Source organism: Vreelandella maris, from assembly GCF_013371085.1.
Lineage (GTDB): Bacteria > Pseudomonadota > Gammaproteobacteria > Pseudomonadales > Halomonadaceae > Vreelandella > Vreelandella maris.
Map to the genome: position 1 here is coordinate 45,297 of NZ_JABWCV010000002.1, position 18,378 is coordinate 63,674.

The following is an 18,378-nucleotide window of genomic DNA, read 5'->3' on the forward strand; positions in this document are numbered from 1 at the left end:
ATTTGTATGTTAATCGACGCGCACTGCCATCTCGACTTTTCTGAGTTCGATCATGATCGCACTGAGGTGTTTGAGGCTGCCAAGGCGGTGGGTGTGGCGCGCTTTGTGGTGCCGAGTACAACCCGGGCCCGCTGGCAACAGGTGCTGGCGCTGGGCGAGCGGGATGACACCTCGGTTTGTCTGGGGCTTCATCCGTACTTTATGCAACAGCATCAAGAGGCCGACATCGAGGCGCTCGACCAAGCTCTAAGCGAGCATCCTGAGGCCGTTGGGTTGGGCGAGTGTGGCATTGATGGCCGCTTTAGCGACACGCTGGACGCGCAGTGGCATTACTTTGATGCTCAATTGAGGCTCGCTAAGCACCACTCCCTGCCGGTAGTGGTGCACTGTGTTCATGCTAACGATAAGGTCGCCAAGCGACTTCGCCAGCTTGCGCTACCTCAAGCTGGGTTAATTCACGCTTTCTCAGGCTCTATTGAGCAGGCGACGAAATTTCTCGATTTAGGTTTCAAGGTGGGGTTGGGCGGCGCGGTAACTTATGAGCGCGCCAAACGGTTGCAGCGAACCGTTAAGGCACTGCCCGATGACGCTTTTGTGCTGGAAACCGATAGCCCTGATATGCCACTAAGCGGCCACCAGGGCAAACGTAATGAACCGTGCCGGGTAGCGAAGGTATGTGACATGGTGGCTGCCCTGCGCGGGCAAACGGCGGAACAGGTCGCGGCCATAAGCAGCCATAACGCCACGACGCTGTTTGGCTTACCTCACCCTTAGTAAGCGGAAAGGCTAGTTATTCAGGCCAACCGCTAACTGTTCGGGGTCAACTCGCTCAATCGTATAGGGTAATGGTAGTAAAGTGGCGGGTGCCCCTGCGAGAAATACGGGCACTGTTTCTTCCTCTACCTTGGTGCTCATTACTGCAAGCAACTCGACGCCGCCTTGTTCGTTAAAGGCGCTGACCACCACTTCGCCTACCGCTTTATCGTCACCGTTCGTCAGGCTGGCGCCTACCTCGGGTAGCACTTGTGACTCTACGCTAATATGCATCAGACGCTTTTTAACCTGACCGCGAAAGTGGGCGCGGGCGACTACTTCCTGGCCGGTATAGCAGCCTTTCTTGAAGCTAATCCCGCCTAACGCTTCCCAGTTAAGCATTTGCGGTAAAAAGTGATCCTGCTGGGCGTCGGTTAGCCACGCTAAGCCACTGCGAATATCCTCAAGCTGCCATGCGTTACGACCTTCATCGTCGTCCTGAATCAATATTTCATTGCCATTGATATCGTGATCGAAACACAATAGCCATCTCGGTGTCCTACCGGGGTAACGCAACGCGCAGAGCTGATCATTGTTGCTGTGAGTGCCAACCTGTTCAGGAAAATTCTGCTTAGAAAAGTTCAGGCCAAGTTGATCAGCAAGTGATTTCGCATTGTCGCCAGCGCCGATGAACGTAAGGTTAGGCAGTGCCGTCAGCTCGGCCTTATAGAAGGCGGCGAATTTTTTAAGATGGTTGGCTAAGCTCTCTAACAGGGTGCTGCTTAGTAGCAGCCGAAAATGGTTTTCTCCCAAGCGCAGCAACTGGGCATTGGCTAACATGCGGCCCTTGGGCGTGCAGAAACACGTTAGCGGCGCAAAGTATCCATCGGCTAGGCTGACTTGGGCGCTAGTCTGCCCTTGAAGGAACTTTTCTGCATCTGCGCCTTTCACATCCAGCGCGGCTAAGTGAGTAAGGCGGACGCTGCCAAGAGCGGAAGTGCGTGAGGTAACGATCGCCATAAAAACTCCTGATCAAAGTGGTGATTTGTCAGCCATTCTAAGCTTGCGGACAAATGAGTGTGCACGTATTACTCTTAAGTGCGGGCAGTCAGCATTAATTGCAAGGCACTATTAGCGTGCTAGACTCTTTCCCTCGTAGGAGTCTTGCATAGGCCAATAGGCAGGGAAATGGTATGGCGCAGCAATCATTAACATTCCAAGGTGTTAAATCGGTCGAGCAGGTTAATAAAATTACCACAGCACTAATGATGCTGGACGGTGTTGACAGCGCCGAGGTGGGCCGCCATGGGGCTGATGTCGATGGGCGTGCAAAGCGTGAAACACTGATTAACGCCATTGAAAAACTCAAGCTAGGCGTCAAGGTATCCTAATGCACATACCCATTACCGTCATTAGTGAGCGCAACCATGCCTTTCGGCAGCGTGTTGAAGTCGATGGTCTGGAAGATTTGTATGCCGATGTACCGCCAGTGGTTGGCGGCGAGGGTAGTGCCCCTGATCCGCACGACTATTTCGATATCGCCTTGGGCACTTGCAAAGCAATTACCGTGCAAATGTACGCCAAGCGTAAGGGATGGCCACTTGAGGGAGTAACTGTCACGGTACAGCGCGATGATAGTCAGGAAAGAAAAGGTATTTACAAACTGGGTGTCGCCTTAACACTGCACGGTATTAATGACCCTGTGCAGCGCGCCAAGCTCGAAGAAATCAGCCATCGTTGTCCCATCCAGCGCTTAATGACCGAGTCCACGGTTGAGATAGAGACACGTCTTGTTTAGTTACCCTTAAAATAGTTTTCCTTTTTTGGAGCATTGATGAGCAAAGCCTTTCGATTACAGTCAAAATTTCAGCCTGCCGGTGACCAGCCAGCCGCCATTAAAGGGCTGATGAGTGGTCTGGAATCAGGGCTTGCCCATCAAACGCTGCTAGGCGTTACTGGCTCGGGCAAAACCTTCACCATGGCCAACATCGTCGAACAACAGCAGCGCCCGACCATAGTGATGGCCCCTAACAAGACCCTTGCTGCCCAGCTTTACGGTGAGTTCAAGGCGTTTTTCCCGGATAACGCGGTAGAGTATTTCGTTTCCTACTACGACTACTATCAGCCGGAAGCCTATGTGCCTTCGTCTGATACGTTTATTGAGAAAGATGCTTCTATCAATGATCATATTGAGCAGATGCGTCTCTCCGCCACTAAGGCACTGTTGGAACGCCGCGATGCGCTGATCGTCGTCTCTGTTTCAGCCATTTACGGTCTGGGTGATCCGGATCAGTATCTAAAGATGCGCCTTCACTTTACGCGAGGTGAGCTGATCGACCAGCGCGCCTTCCTGCGTCGTCTGGCTGAGCTGCAATACACCCGTAATGATATGGATTTTCGGCGCGGTACTTATCGCGTCCGCGGCGACGTGATCGATATCTTCCCCGCCGACTCCGATGAAGAGGCGGTGCGTGTGGAGCTGTTCGATAGCGAGATCGATACGATTCGCTTGTTCGACCCGTTGACCGGTGCCGTCAAGGGCGAGGTGCCGCGTATGACCATCTACCCTAAATCGCACTACGTTACGCCGCGGGAAACTATTCTAGGCGCCATTGATGCCATTAAAGAAGAGCTCAAACAGCGTCTTGAGTGGATGCGCAAGCATGAGCGCTTAGTCGAAGCGCAACGCCTGGAGCAACGTACGCTTTATGACATCGAAATGATGCTGGAATTGGGCTACTGCAACGGCATTGAAAACTATTCCCGCTATCTATCAGGACGTGCGCCCGGCGAGCCACCGCCGACATTTTTCGATTACCTACCCGATGATGCGCTGCTGTTTATCGATGAGTCGCATGTGAGCGTGCCCCAAGTAGGTGGCATGTATAAAGGCGACCGTTCGCGCAAAGAGACATTGGTGGAGTACGGTTTCCGGCTGCCTTCAGCGCTAGATAACCGACCCATGAAGTTTGAGGAGTGGGAGGCAATTTCCCCTCAGACTATCTTTGTATCCGCCACTCCCGGGCGTTATGAGGGCGAACACGCCAGTCAAATCGTTGAACAAGTGGTACGTCCTACTGGTCTGTTGGACCCTGAAATCGAGGTGCGCCCGGCCAGCACTCAGGTGGATGACTTGCTTTCGGAGATTGGCCTGCGCACGGCGGTAGGTGAGCGGGTGTTGGTCACCACGCTCACCAAACGCATGGCGGAGGATCTGACCGAGTACTTTGACGAGCACGGTATACGGGTTCGTTACCTGCACTCGGATATCGATACCGTTGAGCGTGTCGAGATCATACGCGACCTACGTTTGGGTAAGTTTGATGTGCTGGTGGGCATTAACCTGTTGCGTGAAGGGTTGGATATTCCCGAAGTCTCGCTGGTAGCTATTTTAGACGCCGATAAAGAGGGTTTTTTACGTGCGGAGCGCTCGCTGATACAGACCATTGGCCGGGCTGCCCGTAACGCGCACGGCAAGGCGATTCTGTATGGCGACCGCATTACTGACTCAATGCGCAAAGCCATTGATGAAACAGAACGTCGCCGGGCGAAGCAAACTGAGCACAACGTGGAACACGGTATTACGCCCACGACGGTCACACGTTCGGTGGCTGATATCCTTGAAGCCGCCCAGGCGCCCGGCAAGAAGAGCAGCCGTCGGCGCGGCAACGAACGCAAAGTGGCGGAAAGCGCCGCTGAGTATGATGTGTCGACCATGAACAAGCAGGATCTGCTAGGCGCGATCAGCAAGCTTGAGGATGCCATGTTCGAAGCAGCGCAAAACCTGGAGTTTGAAGAGGCGGCGCGGCTGCGCGATCAGCTCCATCAAATGAAAGAAAAACAGCTGGCGCTGGGCTAACAATGCCAGAAGGACCAGAAATTCGTCGGGCGGCCGATCGTGTTCAGCAGCAGATAGGCGGGCGGGTAATTGACAAGGCTTGGTTCGCCTTTCCCGAGCTTGCCAGCCAAGCAGACTCTTTCACTGGTGTTCAGGTGTCACGCGTAGATACGCGTGGCAAGGCAATGCTGATCCGGTTTGCTGATGAGCGGGTGCTTTACTCACATAATCAACTCTATGGGGTTTGGAAGCTGCATAGTGAGGATAAACCTCCCGCCACTAAGCGCACGTTACGCGTTCGTTTGACGGCAGAAGGGCGCTGCGCAAGTCTTTACAGTGCTTCCGATATCTCGCTTTGGCATCGCGACAATCTCGCCGAGCACCCATTTTTGGCCCGTTTAGGACCTGATTTATTGAGCCAGGATGTAACCCCCGCGGATGTTCTGCAGCGGTTAAATCTCAAGAAGTTTCACCGGCGAGGCTTGGGTGCGCTCTTGCTTGATCAAGGATTAGTGGCAGGGCTCGGCAATTATCTGCGCTCTGAAATCTTATTCTTTACCCAGTTACCAGCTAGCGCTCGACCGGTAGATCTCACCACCAATCAACAACAATCGCTTGCGCACTCTATTATCGAAACAACTCAGCAAGCGTACCAAACCGCAGGTGTGACCAATCGAGAGGCCTGGATTGAACAGGCTAAAGCAGCCGGTGAGTCACGTAAGCAGTGGCGTTTTGCGGTGTTCGATCGCGCTGGTCTTGAGTGCCACCGCTGTGGTGTGGTGGTCAAGCGCCGAATGGTGGGATCGCGAAGGCTCTACTATTGCCCGCATTGCCAAGGCAGTTAATAGCTTTGGTGAGTTTACACCACGTTTTATTTAAGTTTTATACCGTTATCTTGCTTGCTGCTAGCAATAACTAAAGTACTAATTTCTGAACCCAAGATGCTACCAAGGAGTGCTGCTGCCGACAGGGCAATACGGTATACTGGCGTCACGCTAAGACGGCACTTGCGCCGATGCGCAAGAATGCCGCTGACTAGACGATAACCTAGGAGCTGTTAGTCCATGACCGTGATTCGCCAGGACGACGTAATTCAAAGCGTTGCCGATGCTCTGCAGTACATCTCTTACTATCATCCCAAAGATTTTATTGACGCCATGGCGGCCGCCTACGAGCGTGAAGAGAACCCCGCTGCTAAAGACGCTATTGCGCAAATTCTGATTAACTCGCGTATGTGCGCCACCGGGCATCGCCCGATTTGCCAGGACACCGGCATCGTCACCGTGTTTGTTCACGTGGGTATGAATGTTACCTGGGAAGCGGACATGAGCCTTGACGACATGGTCAACGAAGGTGTTCGTCGCGCTTATTTACTGCCTGATAATGTCCTACGTGCCTCGGTGCTAGCGGATCCTGACGGCAAGCGGGCCAACACCAAAGACAACACGCCGGCCATTATTCACCACCAAATTGTGCCTGGCGACACTGTCGATATTCACGTGGCTGCGAAGGGCGGTGGTAGTGAAGCCAAGTCTAAATTTGCCATGCTTAATCCTTCCGACAGCGTCGTCGATTGGGTAATGGAACAGCTGCCGAAGATGGGCGCAGGCTGGTGTCCGCCCGGTATGCTGGGCATTGGCATCGGCGGCACCGCTGAAAAAGCGATGATGATTGCCAAAGAGGCGCTACTGGATCCTATCGATATTCAGGATTTACAGGCCCGCGGGCCCAGTAATCGCGCCGAAGAGATACGCCTGGTGCTGTTTGATAAGGTCAACAAAAGCGGCATCGGTGCCCAAGGGTTAGGTGGCTTAACCACCGTGCTGGATATTAAAGTAAAAGACTATCCGACCCATGCCGCCAATAAGCCTGTAGCGATTATTCCCAATTGCGCAGCAACCCGTCATGCCCACTTTACCCTGGATGGTTCAGGCCCTGCGGCGTTAAAAGCACCGAAGCTTGAGGACTGGCCGGAAATCACTCGCGAAGCAGGCGATAACGTCAAGCGGGTCAATCTTGACACCGTAACGCCCGCTGAGGTCAAAACCTGGCAGCCAGGCGATACGCTACTGCTGAACGGCAAGCTGTTAACCGGCCGTGACGCTGCTCATAAGCGTATGGTGGATATGTTAGCCAAAGGTGAGCCGCTACCTGTAGATATGAAAGGGCGCTTCATTTATTACGTGGGCCCGGTTGATCCAATCGGTGATGAGGTAGTGGGCCCCGCAGGCCCAACGACTGCCACGCGAATGGATAAATTTACCCGCACCATGCTAGAAGAAACTGGCCTGTTAGGTATGGTAGGAAAAGCAGAGCGTGGCCAAACCGCCATTGATGCGATTCGTGACAATGAGGCGGTGTACTTAATGGCGGTAGGGGGCTCAGCTTATTTGGTCGCGCAAGCGATTAAAAAATCCCGAGTCGTCGGCTTTGAAGATTTAGGCATGGAAGCGATCTACGAATTTGAGGTCGAAGATATGCCGGTCACGGTTGCTGTTGATAGTCTGGGCACCTCAGTGCATCAGACCGGGCCTGCGAAGTGGAAAGAGATTATCGCTCAGTCGGCGTAACAGAATGATAAGATTGATTAGGCTTTGAACGCTTAGGTTTTTAAGCGCATAAGGGCCTCGCTGACGGCGAGGCCCTTGCTTTTATGAGGACGTGGCTATGACCTCCTGGTTGCTAGGGACCAGCATCTTATTGATACATTTATTGGGTGTCGTTTCGGCCATTATGGCGTTAATGTCCAGTCGCACCTCTCAAGGGGCTGTGGCATGGATTATATCGTTGCTTACGTTTCCCTATGTCGCGCTTCCTGCTTACTGGTTTTTTGGACGACCAAGATTTTATGGCTATGTGTCTGCGCGGGGGCAGCGTGACACTGTGCTACGCCGCGTGCTGGTGCGTTACCGAGCTAATGTAGAGCCTTTTGTGGCACCCTCGAGTAATGCGGATATTCAAGCGGTTGAGCAGCTTGCCATGATGCCCTTAACCCATGGTAATCACGCCACGTTATTAATCGACGGCCCCGCGACCTTTGAAAGCCTTTTTGACGGCATTGATCGTGCCGAACAGTATGTATTGATACAGTTTTTTATTGTTCGCAGCGATGCCCTCGGACAGCGCTTGAAACAGCATTTACAACACGCTGCCCAGCGTGGCGTGCGTGTCTATTTCCTCTACGATGAGGTAGGAAGTCGTCAATTAAACGATGGTTACCTAAATGATTTAATCAGCGATGGGGTGGCCGTCAGTGCTTTTCGCTCATCAAGAGGCTTCAAACACCGCTTTCAGCTTAACTTCCGGAATCATCGCAAAGTAACAGTCATTGATGGTAAAGAGGGTTGGATAGGGGGCTTTAATATTGGGGTTGAATATTTAGGCGAAGATCCTCGGCATGGCCCCTGGCGTGACACCCACCTAAAGCTTGAAGGTCCCAGTGTCTTGGGCCTGCAAGAAGCGTTTTGGGAAGATTGGCACTGGGCTACCGATGAGGTGATTAGCCTGAACTGGATGGCTGAAACGTCTTCTTCAACTGATCATCATGTTGTTATTGTGCCCTCTGGGCCTGCAGATCGTCAGGATACAGCCAGCCTGCTGGTACAACAGGTTATTCATAGCGCAAAACAGCGCCTATGGGTGACCAGTCCTTACTTTGTTCCTGACCAAGGGGTACAGGATGCACTGCGACTTGCGGCCATGCGCGGAGTAGATGTACGCGTCATGATTCCCGAACGACCAGATCACTTATTGGTTTTCCTATCAGCCTTCTCGTTTCTACCTGATATGTTAAGAGCAGGCGTAAAAATATACCGTTATCTTCCTGGGTTTTTACATCAAAAGGTAATGCTTGTAGATAGCAGTGCAGCCACGGTTGGCACTGTAAATCTGGATAACCGTTCATTTCGGTTAAATTTTGAAATAACTGCTTTTATTCCAAACCAAGACTTTGCTGCCAGCGTGGAAAGTATGCTGGAAAATGACTTTTCACAGTGCCGCCGGGTCAGCATTGATGAAATCAACCAGCGCTCAATGTGGATGAAAGTCGTATCACGTGCTGCCTATTTAATGGCGCCCGTCCAATAGACCGCAAAATAGGAAAACAATATGCGTGCACAAAGGGTGAGACAAGGAGTCCCGGGGTGAATCTCGAAACAAAATGGCTAGAAGATTTCGTAGCACTCGCCAGCACACGCAGCTTCTCTGCATCAGCACGACAGCGCCACGTAACGCAGCCTGCATTTAGTCGTCGCATTCGTGCACTGGAGCAGGCTGTGGATGTCACTCTTGTCGATCGATCAACTACCCCTGTTGGGCTAACACCGGAAGGGCAGCTGTTTTTGGTTACCGCCCGTAATTTGGTCGAACAGTTAAACGAATCGCTTAGTCATTTGCGCGGCCTTTCGATTGCCAATGAAGCGTTGGATATCGTCGCCGCTCACTCCCTGGCATTAAGCTTTTATCCGCCCTGGATCTCCCGTTTACAACAGGGCTTAGGCGAATTGCCGACACGCCTAGTGGCAATGAACGTAGGTGAGGCGATACATGTGCTACGTGAAGGCAATTGCGATTTAATGCTGGCTTATTACGACCCCTTTGCCACCATGCAGCTCGATGCCGAAGTGTTTCCCTCCTTCTCGATCGGTAAGGTCAATATGCTGCCTGTCTCGCTGCCGGATGCACAGGGAAAAGCCAAATTTTCCCTTCAGCATGACACTTCCATCCCTTACCTTTCCTATACGCAGGGTGCATTTTTGGGGCGCAGTGTGCGTATGCTGCTGAAGAATGATCCGCTACGTATGAAGCTGCGTACCGTGTATGAAACGGCCATGGCCGAAGGCCTGAAAGGGATGGTGCTGCAAGGGGTAGGCGTTGCCTGGATACCGGATTTCTGTATTCGTGAGGAATTGAAAAGCGGCCGCTTGGTCAGGGCGGGCGACCCGAGCTGGGACATTCCCTTAGAAATTCGCTTATACCGCTGCTCAATGGTGCATAAGCCCGGCGTGGAGCGTTTATGGCGGCAAATGATGAAATTACCCAGGGATTTCCTGCAAGCATGAACGTCCCAAGCGATTGCCGCCCTAATTCTTGAAATTTCTAGCTGCTTCCAAAATCGGCAGGCAGGCCTAGAAAATTCTGAATAATAAAAAAGTGGTCTTCAAACAGGCTCTCAGGTTCAAGGTCTGCAAGTGCTACCCAGCGCGCATGATCTCCCCCTTTAACAGGTTTTAAGCGAGGCAGCTGTTGGTCTGGGCGCAACGCAAAGTAGAAAGCTTCTGCCAAAGTGCGCCCCCGCCAACTGCGGTGGGGTTCATCAAACAGACGCTGGCCACGCAGTGACCCCTTAAGCACAGGCTCGGGGACTTTTAATCGCAACCGTTCGCGCAGTTCACGCAAACAGGCATCGAGTAAACGCTCATGAGGGTTAATAAATCCGCCTGGCAGGGCGTAAAGCCCTTTACCCGGTGCCGCCGTACGCCGTACCAGCAATACATGACCCGACTGCACCACGACAGCATTTACTGTGACAAAAATAGGCGGGTAGGGGGCATGAGCCCACGCCTGACGGTATTGATCCAATAACTGCTGCTCTTCCAGCAGGCGCTTATAGGCGCTGACGTGGCAAAATTTCTTTATACTCTCGACAACGCCGGGGGGCAGGTCGTGGTAAGCCCCCGTACTCAAGTAGTCGTCGGTGGAGCTGGGTGAACGGAACAGACGCTCACGAATTTGACTCGCTGAAATCCCTTCTACCGACGGTACACTGACCGACTCCCATTGAGGGAATAGCGACAGGTAGTAGCTAGACTGCCCGCGACTGGCTCCAATTAAACCAATGCGTGGTAGGCGGGCATTGGCAGGGGCGGCTAAATCACGCACTTTGCGCTGAACATCGCGCACCCAGACATCATCATTGTAGAGTGCGTCCAGTAGCGGGGTAATCTCTAAGCGTCGATTATCAGCCTCATCAAACCCTGAGCGGAGCATGGCTTGACGTTCGTCAAATCGCCACGGGTTACGCAATGAGCGTGCTTGCCACGCAGAGCCCACCAGTACAATCACTTGCCGCGCGCGTTTTAGTGCTTCTCGAATAATCGCCAAGTGGCCAAGGTGAGGCGGTTGAAAGCGACCAATAAACACCAAACAGTCGAAATCGCAGGCGGTTGTAGAGCGCGCAATATCGGTGGCCATCCAAGCTTCCTTTTGGTTTGGTGATATTAGGGGGTCAACGTACCAGAAAACTGCGCTAAACGCTGTGGTTAGGTATGCTAGAAAAAATAGGCTATTGATTACGTTTAAAATTAGCCTTAATGCCAACGACACAGGGAGGGAATATGATAAAACGTGCGGCTATTTTTTGGTGGAAAGTCACCCAAGACGCCACCGCATTATGGCTAGAACGTAATGCGTTTAGCTATGCGGCTTCGCTCGCGTTTTATACGCTTTTCTCACTGGCACCCACGATTATTATTGCCGTCACTGTCATCGGTGTTGTGATGGGAGAAGAGGCCGCTCAGGGACAAATAGTCGCTCAACTACAAGGTACTTTAGGCACGGATGCCGCCGTCGCGATTCAAGACGCCGTTGCTCAATCCAGAATCGAAGAGTCTGGCCTTTTGCCCACGCTATTAGGTGTCGGCGCGCTTGTGGTAGGCGCCACCACTGTTTTTGCGCAAATGCAGTTTTCACTCAATACGATTTGGGGCGTGACAGCCAAGCCAACCTCTAACAGTGCGTTAAGGTTTATCAAAAGCCGCTTGCTCTCGCTGACTGTAGTGCTGTCTATTGGATTTATACTGCTAGTGTCATTAGTGCTAGGGGTTGTGTTACGTGGCATGCTGCTTGCGGCGGACAATCTATTCCCATTCGCTAGCCTGTTTACTACTACCCTTGAGTCGCTCATCTCTGTCGCCATGGTGACCCTCCTATTTGCGACTATTTTTAAGGTGCTTCCGGACGTGGTGCTGCGCTGGCAAGATGTATTGATTGGTGCCGTTGTTACCGCCGTACTATTTACGCTCGGCCGCAGCGTGATCGCGATCTATCTGGCTTATACGGCGACAGCGTCTACCTATGGTGCTGCCGGTTCAGTGGTAATGATCTTACTATGGGTCTACTACAGTTCGCTGATACTGTTGTTCGGCGCGGCATTTACACGCTCCTTACTACTACGCCGTGGTCGTCCACTGGTACCGCGTAATAGCGCAGTGCTAATTAAGCATGAGTTTGTGTAATAGTGTGTATGGTACGAGGAGGAAAGGATGACTGACTGCTGTGTACGTGCCTTGGTCACTGGTAAAGTGCAAGGTGTCTGGTATCGCCGTGCTACTCAAGAGAAAGCGCTTCAGCAGAGCCTTACCGGTTACGCTAAAAACCTGCCTGATGGGCGTGTCGAAGTGTTGATGTGTGGCCACTCCGATGCCATCAAGCTGCTGAGCGAGTGGCTATGGCAAGGCCCGGAGGGCGCGCAAGTTACCCACGTCGAACTTGAGGTTTTGGATAATTGCCACGCCCCTAGCCATTTTGCTACGCACTAGGGCCTAAGAAGGCCCTAGTGCTATCACATAATGCGCTAATACTTTTATTTAAGCACTTTTCCATTCACGGATATTATTCGCCGTCAGGCTGACAATATTCTGGCGTGCTTCCGGTGTAATCCAGGCGTTGTGGGGTGTTACGATTAAGTTGAGCGGCTCGTTAAGTGCATCGAGCAGTGGATGGCCGTCTCTGGGCGGTTCTGCAGGCAGTACATCAACGCCCAAGCCGCCCAGCTTGCCACTACGCAGCGCCTCTAGTGCAGCGACTTCGTCGATAACTCCGCCGCGGGCGCAGTTAATCAGCAGTAGTGATGGCTTTGCACTGGCCAGACGCTGTCGATTAATCAAATGCTTAGTGGCGTCACTAAGGGGGCAGTGAAGGCTGATCACGTCTGCTTCTGGGAGCAGGTCATCCAGCGCAGGGCGCTTATCATTGGCTTCATTACCCGGCCTGGCGGCGAAGGTCACGCGCATGCCAAACGCCTCCGCTAGGCGTGCCACTTCTGTGCCTAGTTCACCTTGCCCTACCATGACTAAATGTTTATCCGACAATTGCAGTGTCGGGTAGTCCTGCAAACAGAAAAAGGCGCTACGCTGCCATTCGCCTGCCGCGACATCACGCTGATAAAGCGGAAGTCGATTGGCTAATGTCAGCATCAGCATCAAGGTATGCTGGGAAACACTGGCGGTGCCGTAAGCCGCGACGTTTTTAACCTCGATACTCTGCTCTTTTGCCGTTTCAAGATCGATGTTATTAAGCCCCGTAGCGAGCACACATATCAGCTTGAGTTTAGGCAATTGCTGCAACGTTTCAGCGTCTAGCACCACCTTGTTAACAATGGCGATGTCGGCATTCGCTAGGCGTTCAAGTGCCTGCTGGGTGGTGCTTTGCTCAAACACCTCAAGATGTGTGACTGACTCTTTAATAGCGCTTAAGTTGATCCCAGGGCCGAGGCTTTGCGCGTCCAGTATTACTGCATGAGACATTTTATTCTCTCCATTAACTGCCGAAGGCTGCATAACCTTGCTCGGCAGGGGTCACAAAAGGGTATAATGGCGGCGCTTATCAACCGCAGCCTTGGAATTTATCCCGACTGGCCACATATTGGCAGCTTGGCAGCGTTTGTGTTCGCCACTGTTCTTTTCTTTCAGCACTTGGTCTTATAGGACTGGGTCTGTCAGTACTGAATCTGTCAGGGTTGAGCTTTTTAGGAGCCAATAACATGCCCATCTATGAATATGAGTGCAAGGCCTGTGGCCATCGCCTGGAAAAATTGCAAAAAATTAGTGCCGATCCGTTGAAGGATTGCCCTACATGCCAAAGCGATGGCTTGGAACGGCTGGTCTCGGCCGCGGGTTTCCGCTTGGCCGGCGGCGGTTGGTACGAAACCGATTTCAAAACGGGTAGCAAAAAGAACCTGGTTGCTGACGGTAAAACTGCATCCACAGAGACCGCTAAATCAAGTGATTCCAGCGCTACTCCCAAGAGCGTTACTCCCAGTGACAAAGGCGCCGCAGCATAACTGCGGCAGTCAGGGTCGGGACGCCCGCGACACATTAATTGCCACGTAACAGAACAGGATTTGACATGCGCAGCCATTATTGCGGCCAGCTAAACGAAACTTTGGTGGATCAAACGGTTACGGTATGCGGATGGGTTCATCGCCGCCGCGACCACGGTGGGGTAATTTTCCTCGACATGCGCGATCGGGATGGCATCGCTCAGTTCGTGGTCGACCCTGACACCGCCGAGGCGTTCGCCATTGCCGACCGTGCCCGCAGTGAGTATGTCCTGCGTATCACTGGACGTGTTCGGCTGCGCCCTGAAGGTACTCAAAATGCCACCATGCCCACAGGCATGATTGAAGTATTGGCGAAAGAGGTGGAAGTACTCAACACTGCGATTACACCGCCTTTCCAACTGGATGAGCATGGCAAGGTAGGCGAAGAGGTGCGCTTAAAGCACCGTTATATCGACCTTCGCCGCCCGGATATGATTGAGAAGCTGCGCTTGCGTTCAAGCATTTCTCATAACGTACGTGCTTATCTTGAAAGCCAGGGCTTCCTGGATATCGAAACGCCGGTACTCACCCGTGCCACGCCTGAAGGGGCCCGCGATTACCTAGTGCCAAGCCGCACTCACGCGGGAAGTTTCTTTGCGCTTCCCCAGTCACCACAGCTCTTTAAGCAGCTGTTGATGGTGGCCGGTTTTGACCGCTATTACCAAATCGCCAAGTGCTTCCGCGATGAAGATCTGCGCGCCGACCGTCAGCCTGAGTTCACTCAGATTGATATTGAAGCGTCGTTCGTGGAAGAGAACGACATCATGGGCATTACTGAATCCATGATTCGTCAACTGTTCCAAGATGTGCTTAACGCTGAATTGCCTGAATTCCCGCGTATGACCTGGCAGGAAGCGATGGATCGTTTCGGCTCTGATAAGCCGGATCTACGTATTCCGCTAGAATTGACCAATGTCGACGACCTGATGCAGCAAGTCGATTTTAAAGTCTTCTCTGGCCCCGCCAGCGCTGATGATGGTCGTGTCGCGGCGCTGAAAGTACCCGGTGGCGCTAAGCTGTCGCGTAAAGAGATCGACGAATACACCAAGTTTGTCGGCATCTACGGTGCCAAGGGTTTGGCGTGGATCAAGGTCAACGAGCGCGCTAAAGGGCTTGACGGTCTGCAGTCGCCGATCGTTAAGTTCATGGAAAATATCGTTGAAGAGTTGCTCGATCGGGTAGGCGCTGAAGATGGCGATATCATCTTCTTTGGTGCGGATAAGACCCGTATCGTCAACGAAGCCATTGGCGCGCTGCGCGTCAAGCTGGGCGCTGACCTTGAGCTCTACACTCAGGAATGGGCACCGCTGTGGGTCGTCGACTTCCCAATGTTTGAAGCTGACGACAATGGCCGCCTTAGCCCGCTTCACCACCCCTTTACCGCGCCTTCTTGCAGCCCGGAAGAGCTAAAGGCCGACCCAGCGAGCGCACTTTCGCGCGCTTACGATATGGTGCTCAACGGTACCGAATTGGGCGGCGGCTCTATTCGTATCCACGACCAAACCATGCAGAGCACTGTGTTCGAGATCCTCGGCATTGGTGAAGAAGAAGCTCAAGAAAAATTTGGCTTCTTGCTGGATGCGCTTCAGTACGGCGCGCCGCCTCATGGTGGCTTAGCCTTTGGTTTGGACCGCCTCGTCATGCTGATGGTGGGTGCTAAGACTATTCGTGAAGTCATCGCCTTCCCGAAAACCCAAAGCGCTGCTTGCTTAATGACGAATGCCCCAGGCGAAGTCAGTCCTGAACAGTTAAAAGATTTAAACATCCGTCTACGCCAGAAGGCCAAGCCGGAAGCAGCCACCGAATAACGTGGCTGGTTAAGTGCCTAACACCGACGCCCCGGCGTCGGTGTTTTTGTATAAAGCCCCAACGAGTTTCGACGACATGGATGAGAAAAAGCCTGCTAATCCTGTCCGTATCCTAGGTATTGACCCAGGGTCACGCGTGACAGGGTATGGGGTAATCGACGTGGTCGGTGTGAAGCCCTGCTACGTGGCAAGTGGTTGTATTCGCACGGCGGAAGGGGCGCTAGAACAACGGCTGGCACAGATTTATGCCGGTCTTAGCGAAGTCGTCGGTTTGCATCGGCCCAACCAAGTGGCTATTGAGCGCGTGTTTATGGCCAAAAACCCTGATTCGGCGCTCAAGCTGGGCCAGGCGCGGGGTGCGGCGCTTGTCTGCATGGCCAATCATGGATTGAGCCTTGCCGAGTACGCCGCGCGGCAGATTAAACAAGCAGTGACAGGCCAGGGCGGCGCGGACAAAGAGCAAGTCCAGCATATGGTGACCGCTATTCTGCAGCTTTCCGCTACTCCTCAGGCTGATGCGGCGGATGCGCTAGCGATTGCATTAACGCATGCCTTTAGTGGTTCTGTCTTTAGCAGCCATGGCCTACCCGCCGCGCCAACACGGGCCCGTCGTCGCTCTACCGGTCGCTGGCGGCTGTAGCGGTTGCTCTGCGTGTGGCTGAACTACTGGTCACCTGTACAGAGTCGCTTTATAGTAAACGTCTGTTTTCACCCTCTTGTTTTATCATTTCAACACCTGTGCGAGCGACTTTATGATTGGACGTCTAAGTGGCCAGTTACTGGCAAAGCACCCCCCCTGGATTGTGATCGACGTTCATGGTGTAGGCTATGAGCTGGAAACCTCGATGAATACGCTGGTAGCACTGCCTGCCGTCGGTGAAAGCGTTTCATTATTTACTCATCTAACAATTCGTGACGATGCCCATTTGTTATATGGGTTTGGTAGAGAGCACGAGCGGGCGCTTTTCCGTGCGCTGATCAAAGTTAATGGGGTGGGGCCCAAGCTGGCGTTAGCGATTTTATCAGGTATGGATGAAGACGCCTTTATGCGCTGTGTGCGTGATGATGACAGCAAGGCGCTGACAACGCTTCCGGGGGTGGGCAAGAAAACCGCCGAGCGGCTGATTATCGAAATGCGTGACCGCTTCCCCGAATGGGAAGATGGCAGTAACGCACTACTGCCTCTAGAGGCCGCTAATGGCCGAGCATCCGCCCGTGATAGCCTTGCCGATGCAGAAGCCGCCTTAGTCAGCTTGGGGTACAAGCTGACTGAGGCATCCAAAATGCTCGCCGACATTGACCCTAATCAGTCCACCGAAGCACTGATTAAAGCCGCGCTCACCCAACGCATGAGCGGCTAAGCGAGCTCGTATTAGAAAACGTCAATCGACACTGTCATTTTGTAATCGTTATTAAGAAGAGCACTTATGCTAGAACACGATCGGCTGATCGCCGCTGAGCCCGAACAGGGGGAGGTGCGTATTGATTATGCAATTCGCCCTAAGCGGCTGGATGACTATATTGGCCAGCCGCGTGTCCGCGAGCAGTTGGAAATCTTTATTGGCGCTGCACGGCTGCGTGAAGAGAGCCTGGACCACACGTTGGTATTTGGTCCGCCTGGGTTAGGTAAAACGACACTCGCGCATATTATTGCCACCGAGATGGGGGTCGGAATGAAGTCGACCTCTGGCCCGGTGTTGGAGCGGGCGGGGGATCTCGCTGCCATGCTGACCAATCTTGAGCCTGGCGATGTGCTTTTTATCGATGAAATTCACCGTTTGTCGCCGGTGGTCGAGGAAGTGCTTTACCCCGCCATGGAAGATTTCCAACTGGATATTATGATTGGCGAAGGGCCCGCGGCACGTTCTATTAAGCTGGATCTTCCTCGCTTTACGCTGGTGGGGGCAACCACCCGGGCCGGTTTGTTGACCTCTCCGCTTCGTGACCGGTTTGGGATCGTCCAGCGGCTCGAGTTTTATAACCTCGAAGAACTGACCGAAATTGTTTCTCGCTCAGCGCGATTGCTGGGTGTAGAAACCAGCCAAGAAGGGGCGATTGAAGTTGCCCGCCGCTCGCGTGGAACGCCGCGAATCGCTAACCGGCTGCTACGGCGTGTACGTGATTACGCAGAGATGAAAGGTAACGGCGTTGTGGATGTCGCCATGGCCGATGCCGCACTCAATATGCTCAATGTTGATCACCACGGCCTGGATCATATGGATCGGCGGTTACTGCTGGCCATGATCGATAAATTCGATGGTGGGCCGGTGGGGATTGATTCGCTATCAGCTGCTATCAGTGAAGAGCGCGATACGATCGAGGATGTCATTGAGCCCTATCTGATTCAGCAGGGCTTGATAATGCGCACGCCACGCGGGCGCGTCGTCACTCGTCAGGCGTGGCTGCACTTTGAACGTGTGCCCCACGAGCAGGCGACCGACATGGAAGGGGAGCGCCGTCCGTGAGTGATTTAGCTAACAATAGTTATCGCCTGCCGCTGCGTGTTTATATGGAAGATACTGACGCAGGCGGCATTGTCTACTACGTTAACTACTTGAAGTTTATGGAGCGAGCGCGTAGCGAATGGCTGCGCCAATTGGAGCTAAATCAGCAAACGCTGCTAGACGAAGGCACACAGCTAGTGGTATACCGCTTGGCCTGTCACTACGCTAAACCGGCTTGCCTCGATGACATGCTGGAGATTAGTACTCATGTCACTGACATTGGGCGTTGTCGAATGACATTTGAACAGCAAGTTTGGCGTAATGAGGAACTCCTCTGCTCAGCGACAGTCGAGATAGCCTGCTTGAGCGTCGAGCGTATGCGACCTAAAGCATGGCCAGAATCGCTTAATAGTTTGATACGGGCCTCTTAACCAA

Annotated in this window: 19 protein-coding genes; 16 read left to right on the forward strand and 3 right to left on the reverse strand. The window is 53.0% G+C overall.

Features of this window, described 5'->3' with window-relative positions; translation table 11 throughout:
* Positions 1-6 precede the first annotated feature (6 nt).
* Positions 7-774, forward strand: a complete 768-nt coding sequence (locus tag HUO07_RS01590; protein ID WP_176302096.1) for a TatD family hydrolase — start codon at positions 7-9, stop codon at positions 772-774.
* A gap of 12 nt (positions 775-786) precedes the next feature.
* Here the strand turns inward: HUO07_RS01590 and ygfZ are convergent, their stop codons facing one another.
* On the reverse strand, positions 787-1,773 hold the full coding sequence (gene ygfZ, locus HUO07_RS01595; protein WP_176302097.1) for a CAF17-like 4Fe-4S cluster assembly/insertion protein YgfZ: 987 nt from the start codon (positions 1,771-1,773) through the stop codon (positions 787-789).
* A gap of 173 nt (positions 1,774-1,946) precedes the next feature.
* Between ygfZ and HUO07_RS01600 the strand changes: the two genes are divergently transcribed.
* The 7 genes from HUO07_RS01600 to HUO07_RS01630 all read left to right on the forward strand — a co-directional run bounded on the left by HUO07_RS01600 (position 1,947) and on the right by HUO07_RS01630 (position 9,651).
* Positions 1,947-2,144, forward strand: coding sequence for a hypothetical protein (locus tag HUO07_RS01600; protein WP_176302098.1), 198 nt, complete (start codon positions 1,947-1,949; stop codon positions 2,142-2,144).
* On the forward strand, positions 2,144-2,551 hold the full coding sequence (locus HUO07_RS01605) for an OsmC family protein (protein ID WP_176302099.1): 408 nt from the start codon (positions 2,144-2,146) through the stop codon (positions 2,549-2,551). The genes HUO07_RS01600 and HUO07_RS01605 overlap by 1 nt, the downstream gene beginning before the upstream one ends.
* 36 nt (positions 2,552-2,587) lie before the next feature.
* Complete coding sequence (gene uvrB, locus HUO07_RS01610) at positions 2,588-4,612, forward strand: excinuclease ABC subunit UvrB (RefSeq protein ID WP_176302100.1); 2,025 nt, start codon at positions 2,588-2,590, stop codon at positions 4,610-4,612.
* A gap of 2 nt (positions 4,613-4,614) precedes the next feature.
* The gene (gene nei, locus HUO07_RS01615) at positions 4,615-5,436 is read left to right on the forward strand and encodes an endonuclease VIII (RefSeq protein ID WP_176302101.1); all 822 of its coding nucleotides are present in this window, start codon (positions 4,615-4,617) and stop codon (positions 5,434-5,436) included.
* A 219-nt stretch (positions 5,437-5,655) separates the two neighbouring features.
* Positions 5,656-7,161 (forward strand): fumarate hydratase, encoded by a 1,506-nt coding sequence (locus tag HUO07_RS01620; RefSeq protein ID WP_176302102.1) that lies wholly within the window; start codon positions 5,656-5,658, stop codon positions 7,159-7,161.
* Between the two features lie 97 nt (positions 7,162-7,258).
* Positions 7,259-8,677, forward strand: coding sequence for a cardiolipin synthase (cls, locus tag HUO07_RS01625; RefSeq protein WP_176302103.1), 1,419 nt, complete (start codon positions 7,259-7,261; stop codon positions 8,675-8,677).
* 56 nt (positions 8,678-8,733) lie between these two features.
* Complete coding sequence (locus HUO07_RS01630; RefSeq protein ID WP_008957993.1) at positions 8,734-9,651, forward strand: LysR substrate-binding domain-containing protein; 918 nt, start codon at positions 8,734-8,736, stop codon at positions 9,649-9,651.
* A 37-nt stretch (positions 9,652-9,688) separates the two neighbouring features.
* Here the strand turns inward: HUO07_RS01630 and HUO07_RS01635 are convergent, their stop codons facing one another.
* Positions 9,689-10,783 (reverse strand): bifunctional nicotinamide-nucleotide adenylyltransferase/Nudix hydroxylase, encoded by a 1,095-nt coding sequence (locus tag HUO07_RS01635; protein ID WP_176302104.1) that lies wholly within the window; start codon positions 10,781-10,783, stop codon positions 9,689-9,691.
* A gap of 143 nt (positions 10,784-10,926) precedes the next feature.
* Between HUO07_RS01635 and HUO07_RS01640 the strand changes: the two genes are divergently transcribed.
* Positions 10,927-11,826 carry a YihY/virulence factor BrkB family protein gene (locus HUO07_RS01640; protein WP_176302105.1) on the forward strand — a complete coding sequence of 300 codons (900 nt, stop codon included), beginning with the start codon at positions 10,927-10,929 and terminating at the stop codon, positions 11,824-11,826.
* A 27-nt stretch (positions 11,827-11,853) separates the two neighbouring features.
* A complete protein-coding gene (locus HUO07_RS01645) occupies positions 11,854-12,129 on the forward strand; it encodes an acylphosphatase (RefSeq protein ID WP_101147265.1) in 276 nt (91 codons plus the stop codon).
* A gap of 48 nt (positions 12,130-12,177) precedes the next feature.
* Here HUO07_RS01645 and HUO07_RS01650 read toward each other — a convergent pair whose 3' ends face one another.
* The gene (locus tag HUO07_RS01650) at positions 12,178-13,116 is read right to left on the reverse strand and encodes a D-2-hydroxyacid dehydrogenase (RefSeq protein ID WP_176302106.1); all 939 of its coding nucleotides are present in this window, start codon (positions 13,114-13,116) and stop codon (positions 12,178-12,180) included.
* A 236-nt stretch (positions 13,117-13,352) separates the two neighbouring features.
* Here HUO07_RS01650 and HUO07_RS01655 point away from each other — a divergent pair, with 236 nt between their 5' ends.
* From HUO07_RS01655 to ybgC, 6 genes are all read left to right on the forward strand, one after another.
* Entirely contained in the window at positions 13,353-13,652 is a 300-nt protein-coding gene (locus HUO07_RS01655; RefSeq protein WP_008957987.1) for an FmdB family zinc ribbon protein, read from the forward strand.
* 65 nt (positions 13,653-13,717) lie between these two features.
* Positions 13,718-15,499, forward strand: a complete 1,782-nt coding sequence (gene aspS, locus HUO07_RS01660; protein WP_176302107.1) for an aspartate--tRNA ligase — start codon at positions 13,718-13,720, stop codon at positions 15,497-15,499.
* A gap of 76 nt (positions 15,500-15,575) precedes the next feature.
* Positions 15,576-16,139, forward strand: a complete 564-nt coding sequence (gene ruvC / locus HUO07_RS01665) for a crossover junction endodeoxyribonuclease RuvC (protein WP_101147268.1) — start codon at positions 15,576-15,578, stop codon at positions 16,137-16,139.
* 112 nt (positions 16,140-16,251) lie between these two features.
* On the forward strand, positions 16,252-16,860 hold the full coding sequence (ruvA, locus tag HUO07_RS01670) for a Holliday junction branch migration protein RuvA (RefSeq protein WP_176302108.1): 609 nt from the start codon (positions 16,252-16,254) through the stop codon (positions 16,858-16,860).
* A gap of 66 nt (positions 16,861-16,926) precedes the next feature.
* On the forward strand, positions 16,927-17,964 hold the full coding sequence (gene ruvB / locus HUO07_RS01675; protein WP_176302109.1) for a Holliday junction branch migration DNA helicase RuvB: 1,038 nt from the start codon (positions 16,927-16,929) through the stop codon (positions 17,962-17,964).
* On the forward strand, positions 17,961-18,374 hold the full coding sequence (gene ybgC, locus HUO07_RS01680; protein ID WP_176302110.1) for a tol-pal system-associated acyl-CoA thioesterase: 414 nt from the start codon (positions 17,961-17,963) through the stop codon (positions 18,372-18,374). The genes ruvB and ybgC overlap by 4 nt, the downstream gene beginning before the upstream one ends.
* The last annotated feature ends 4 nt before the right edge of the window (positions 18,375-18,378 follow it).

Bases quoted from the DNA above. Each gene is read 5' to 3' on its own strand.
- HUO07_RS01590 (WP_176302096.1), top strand. From the start codon at position 7: ATGTTAATCGACGCGCACTGCCATCTCGACTTTTCTGAGTTCGATCAT.
- aspS (WP_176302107.1), top strand. From the start codon at position 13,718: ATGCGCAGCCATTATTGCGGCCAGCTAAACGAAACTTTGGTGGATCAA.
- HUO07_RS01605 (WP_176302099.1), top strand. From the start codon at position 2,144: ATGCACATACCCATTACCGTCATTAGTGAGCGCAACCATGCCTTTCGG.
- HUO07_RS01650 (WP_176302106.1), bottom strand. From the start codon at position 13,116: ATGTCTCATGCAGTAATACTGGACGCGCAAAGCCTCGGCCCTGGGATC.
- HUO07_RS01600 (WP_176302098.1), top strand. From the start codon at position 1,947: ATGGCGCAGCAATCATTAACATTCCAAGGTGTTAAATCGGTCGAGCAG.
- HUO07_RS01620 (WP_176302102.1), top strand. From the start codon at position 5,656: ATGACCGTGATTCGCCAGGACGACGTAATTCAAAGCGTTGCCGATGCT.
- HUO07_RS01635 (WP_176302104.1), bottom strand. From the start codon at position 10,783: ATGGCCACCGATATTGCGCGCTCTACAACCGCCTGCGATTTCGACTGT.
- HUO07_RS01640 (WP_176302105.1), top strand. From the start codon at position 10,927: ATGATAAAACGTGCGGCTATTTTTTGGTGGAAAGTCACCCAAGACGCC.
- ygfZ (WP_176302097.1), bottom strand. From the start codon at position 1,773: ATGGCGATCGTTACCTCACGCACTTCCGCTCTTGGCAGCGTCCGCCTT.
- HUO07_RS01645 (WP_101147265.1), top strand. From the start codon at position 11,854: ATGACTGACTGCTGTGTACGTGCCTTGGTCACTGGTAAAGTGCAAGGT.
- cls (WP_176302103.1), top strand. From the start codon at position 7,259: ATGACCTCCTGGTTGCTAGGGACCAGCATCTTATTGATACATTTATTG.
- uvrB (WP_176302100.1), top strand. From the start codon at position 2,588: ATGAGCAAAGCCTTTCGATTACAGTCAAAATTTCAGCCTGCCGGTGAC.
- ruvA (WP_176302108.1), top strand. From the start codon at position 16,252: ATGATTGGACGTCTAAGTGGCCAGTTACTGGCAAAGCACCCCCCCTGG.
- HUO07_RS01655 (WP_008957987.1), top strand. From the start codon at position 13,353: ATGCCCATCTATGAATATGAGTGCAAGGCCTGTGGCCATCGCCTGGAA.
- ruvC (WP_101147268.1), top strand. From the start codon at position 15,576: ATGGATGAGAAAAAGCCTGCTAATCCTGTCCGTATCCTAGGTATTGAC.
- ruvB (WP_176302109.1), top strand. From the start codon at position 16,927: ATGCTAGAACACGATCGGCTGATCGCCGCTGAGCCCGAACAGGGGGAG.
- nei (WP_176302101.1), top strand. From the start codon at position 4,615: ATGCCAGAAGGACCAGAAATTCGTCGGGCGGCCGATCGTGTTCAGCAG.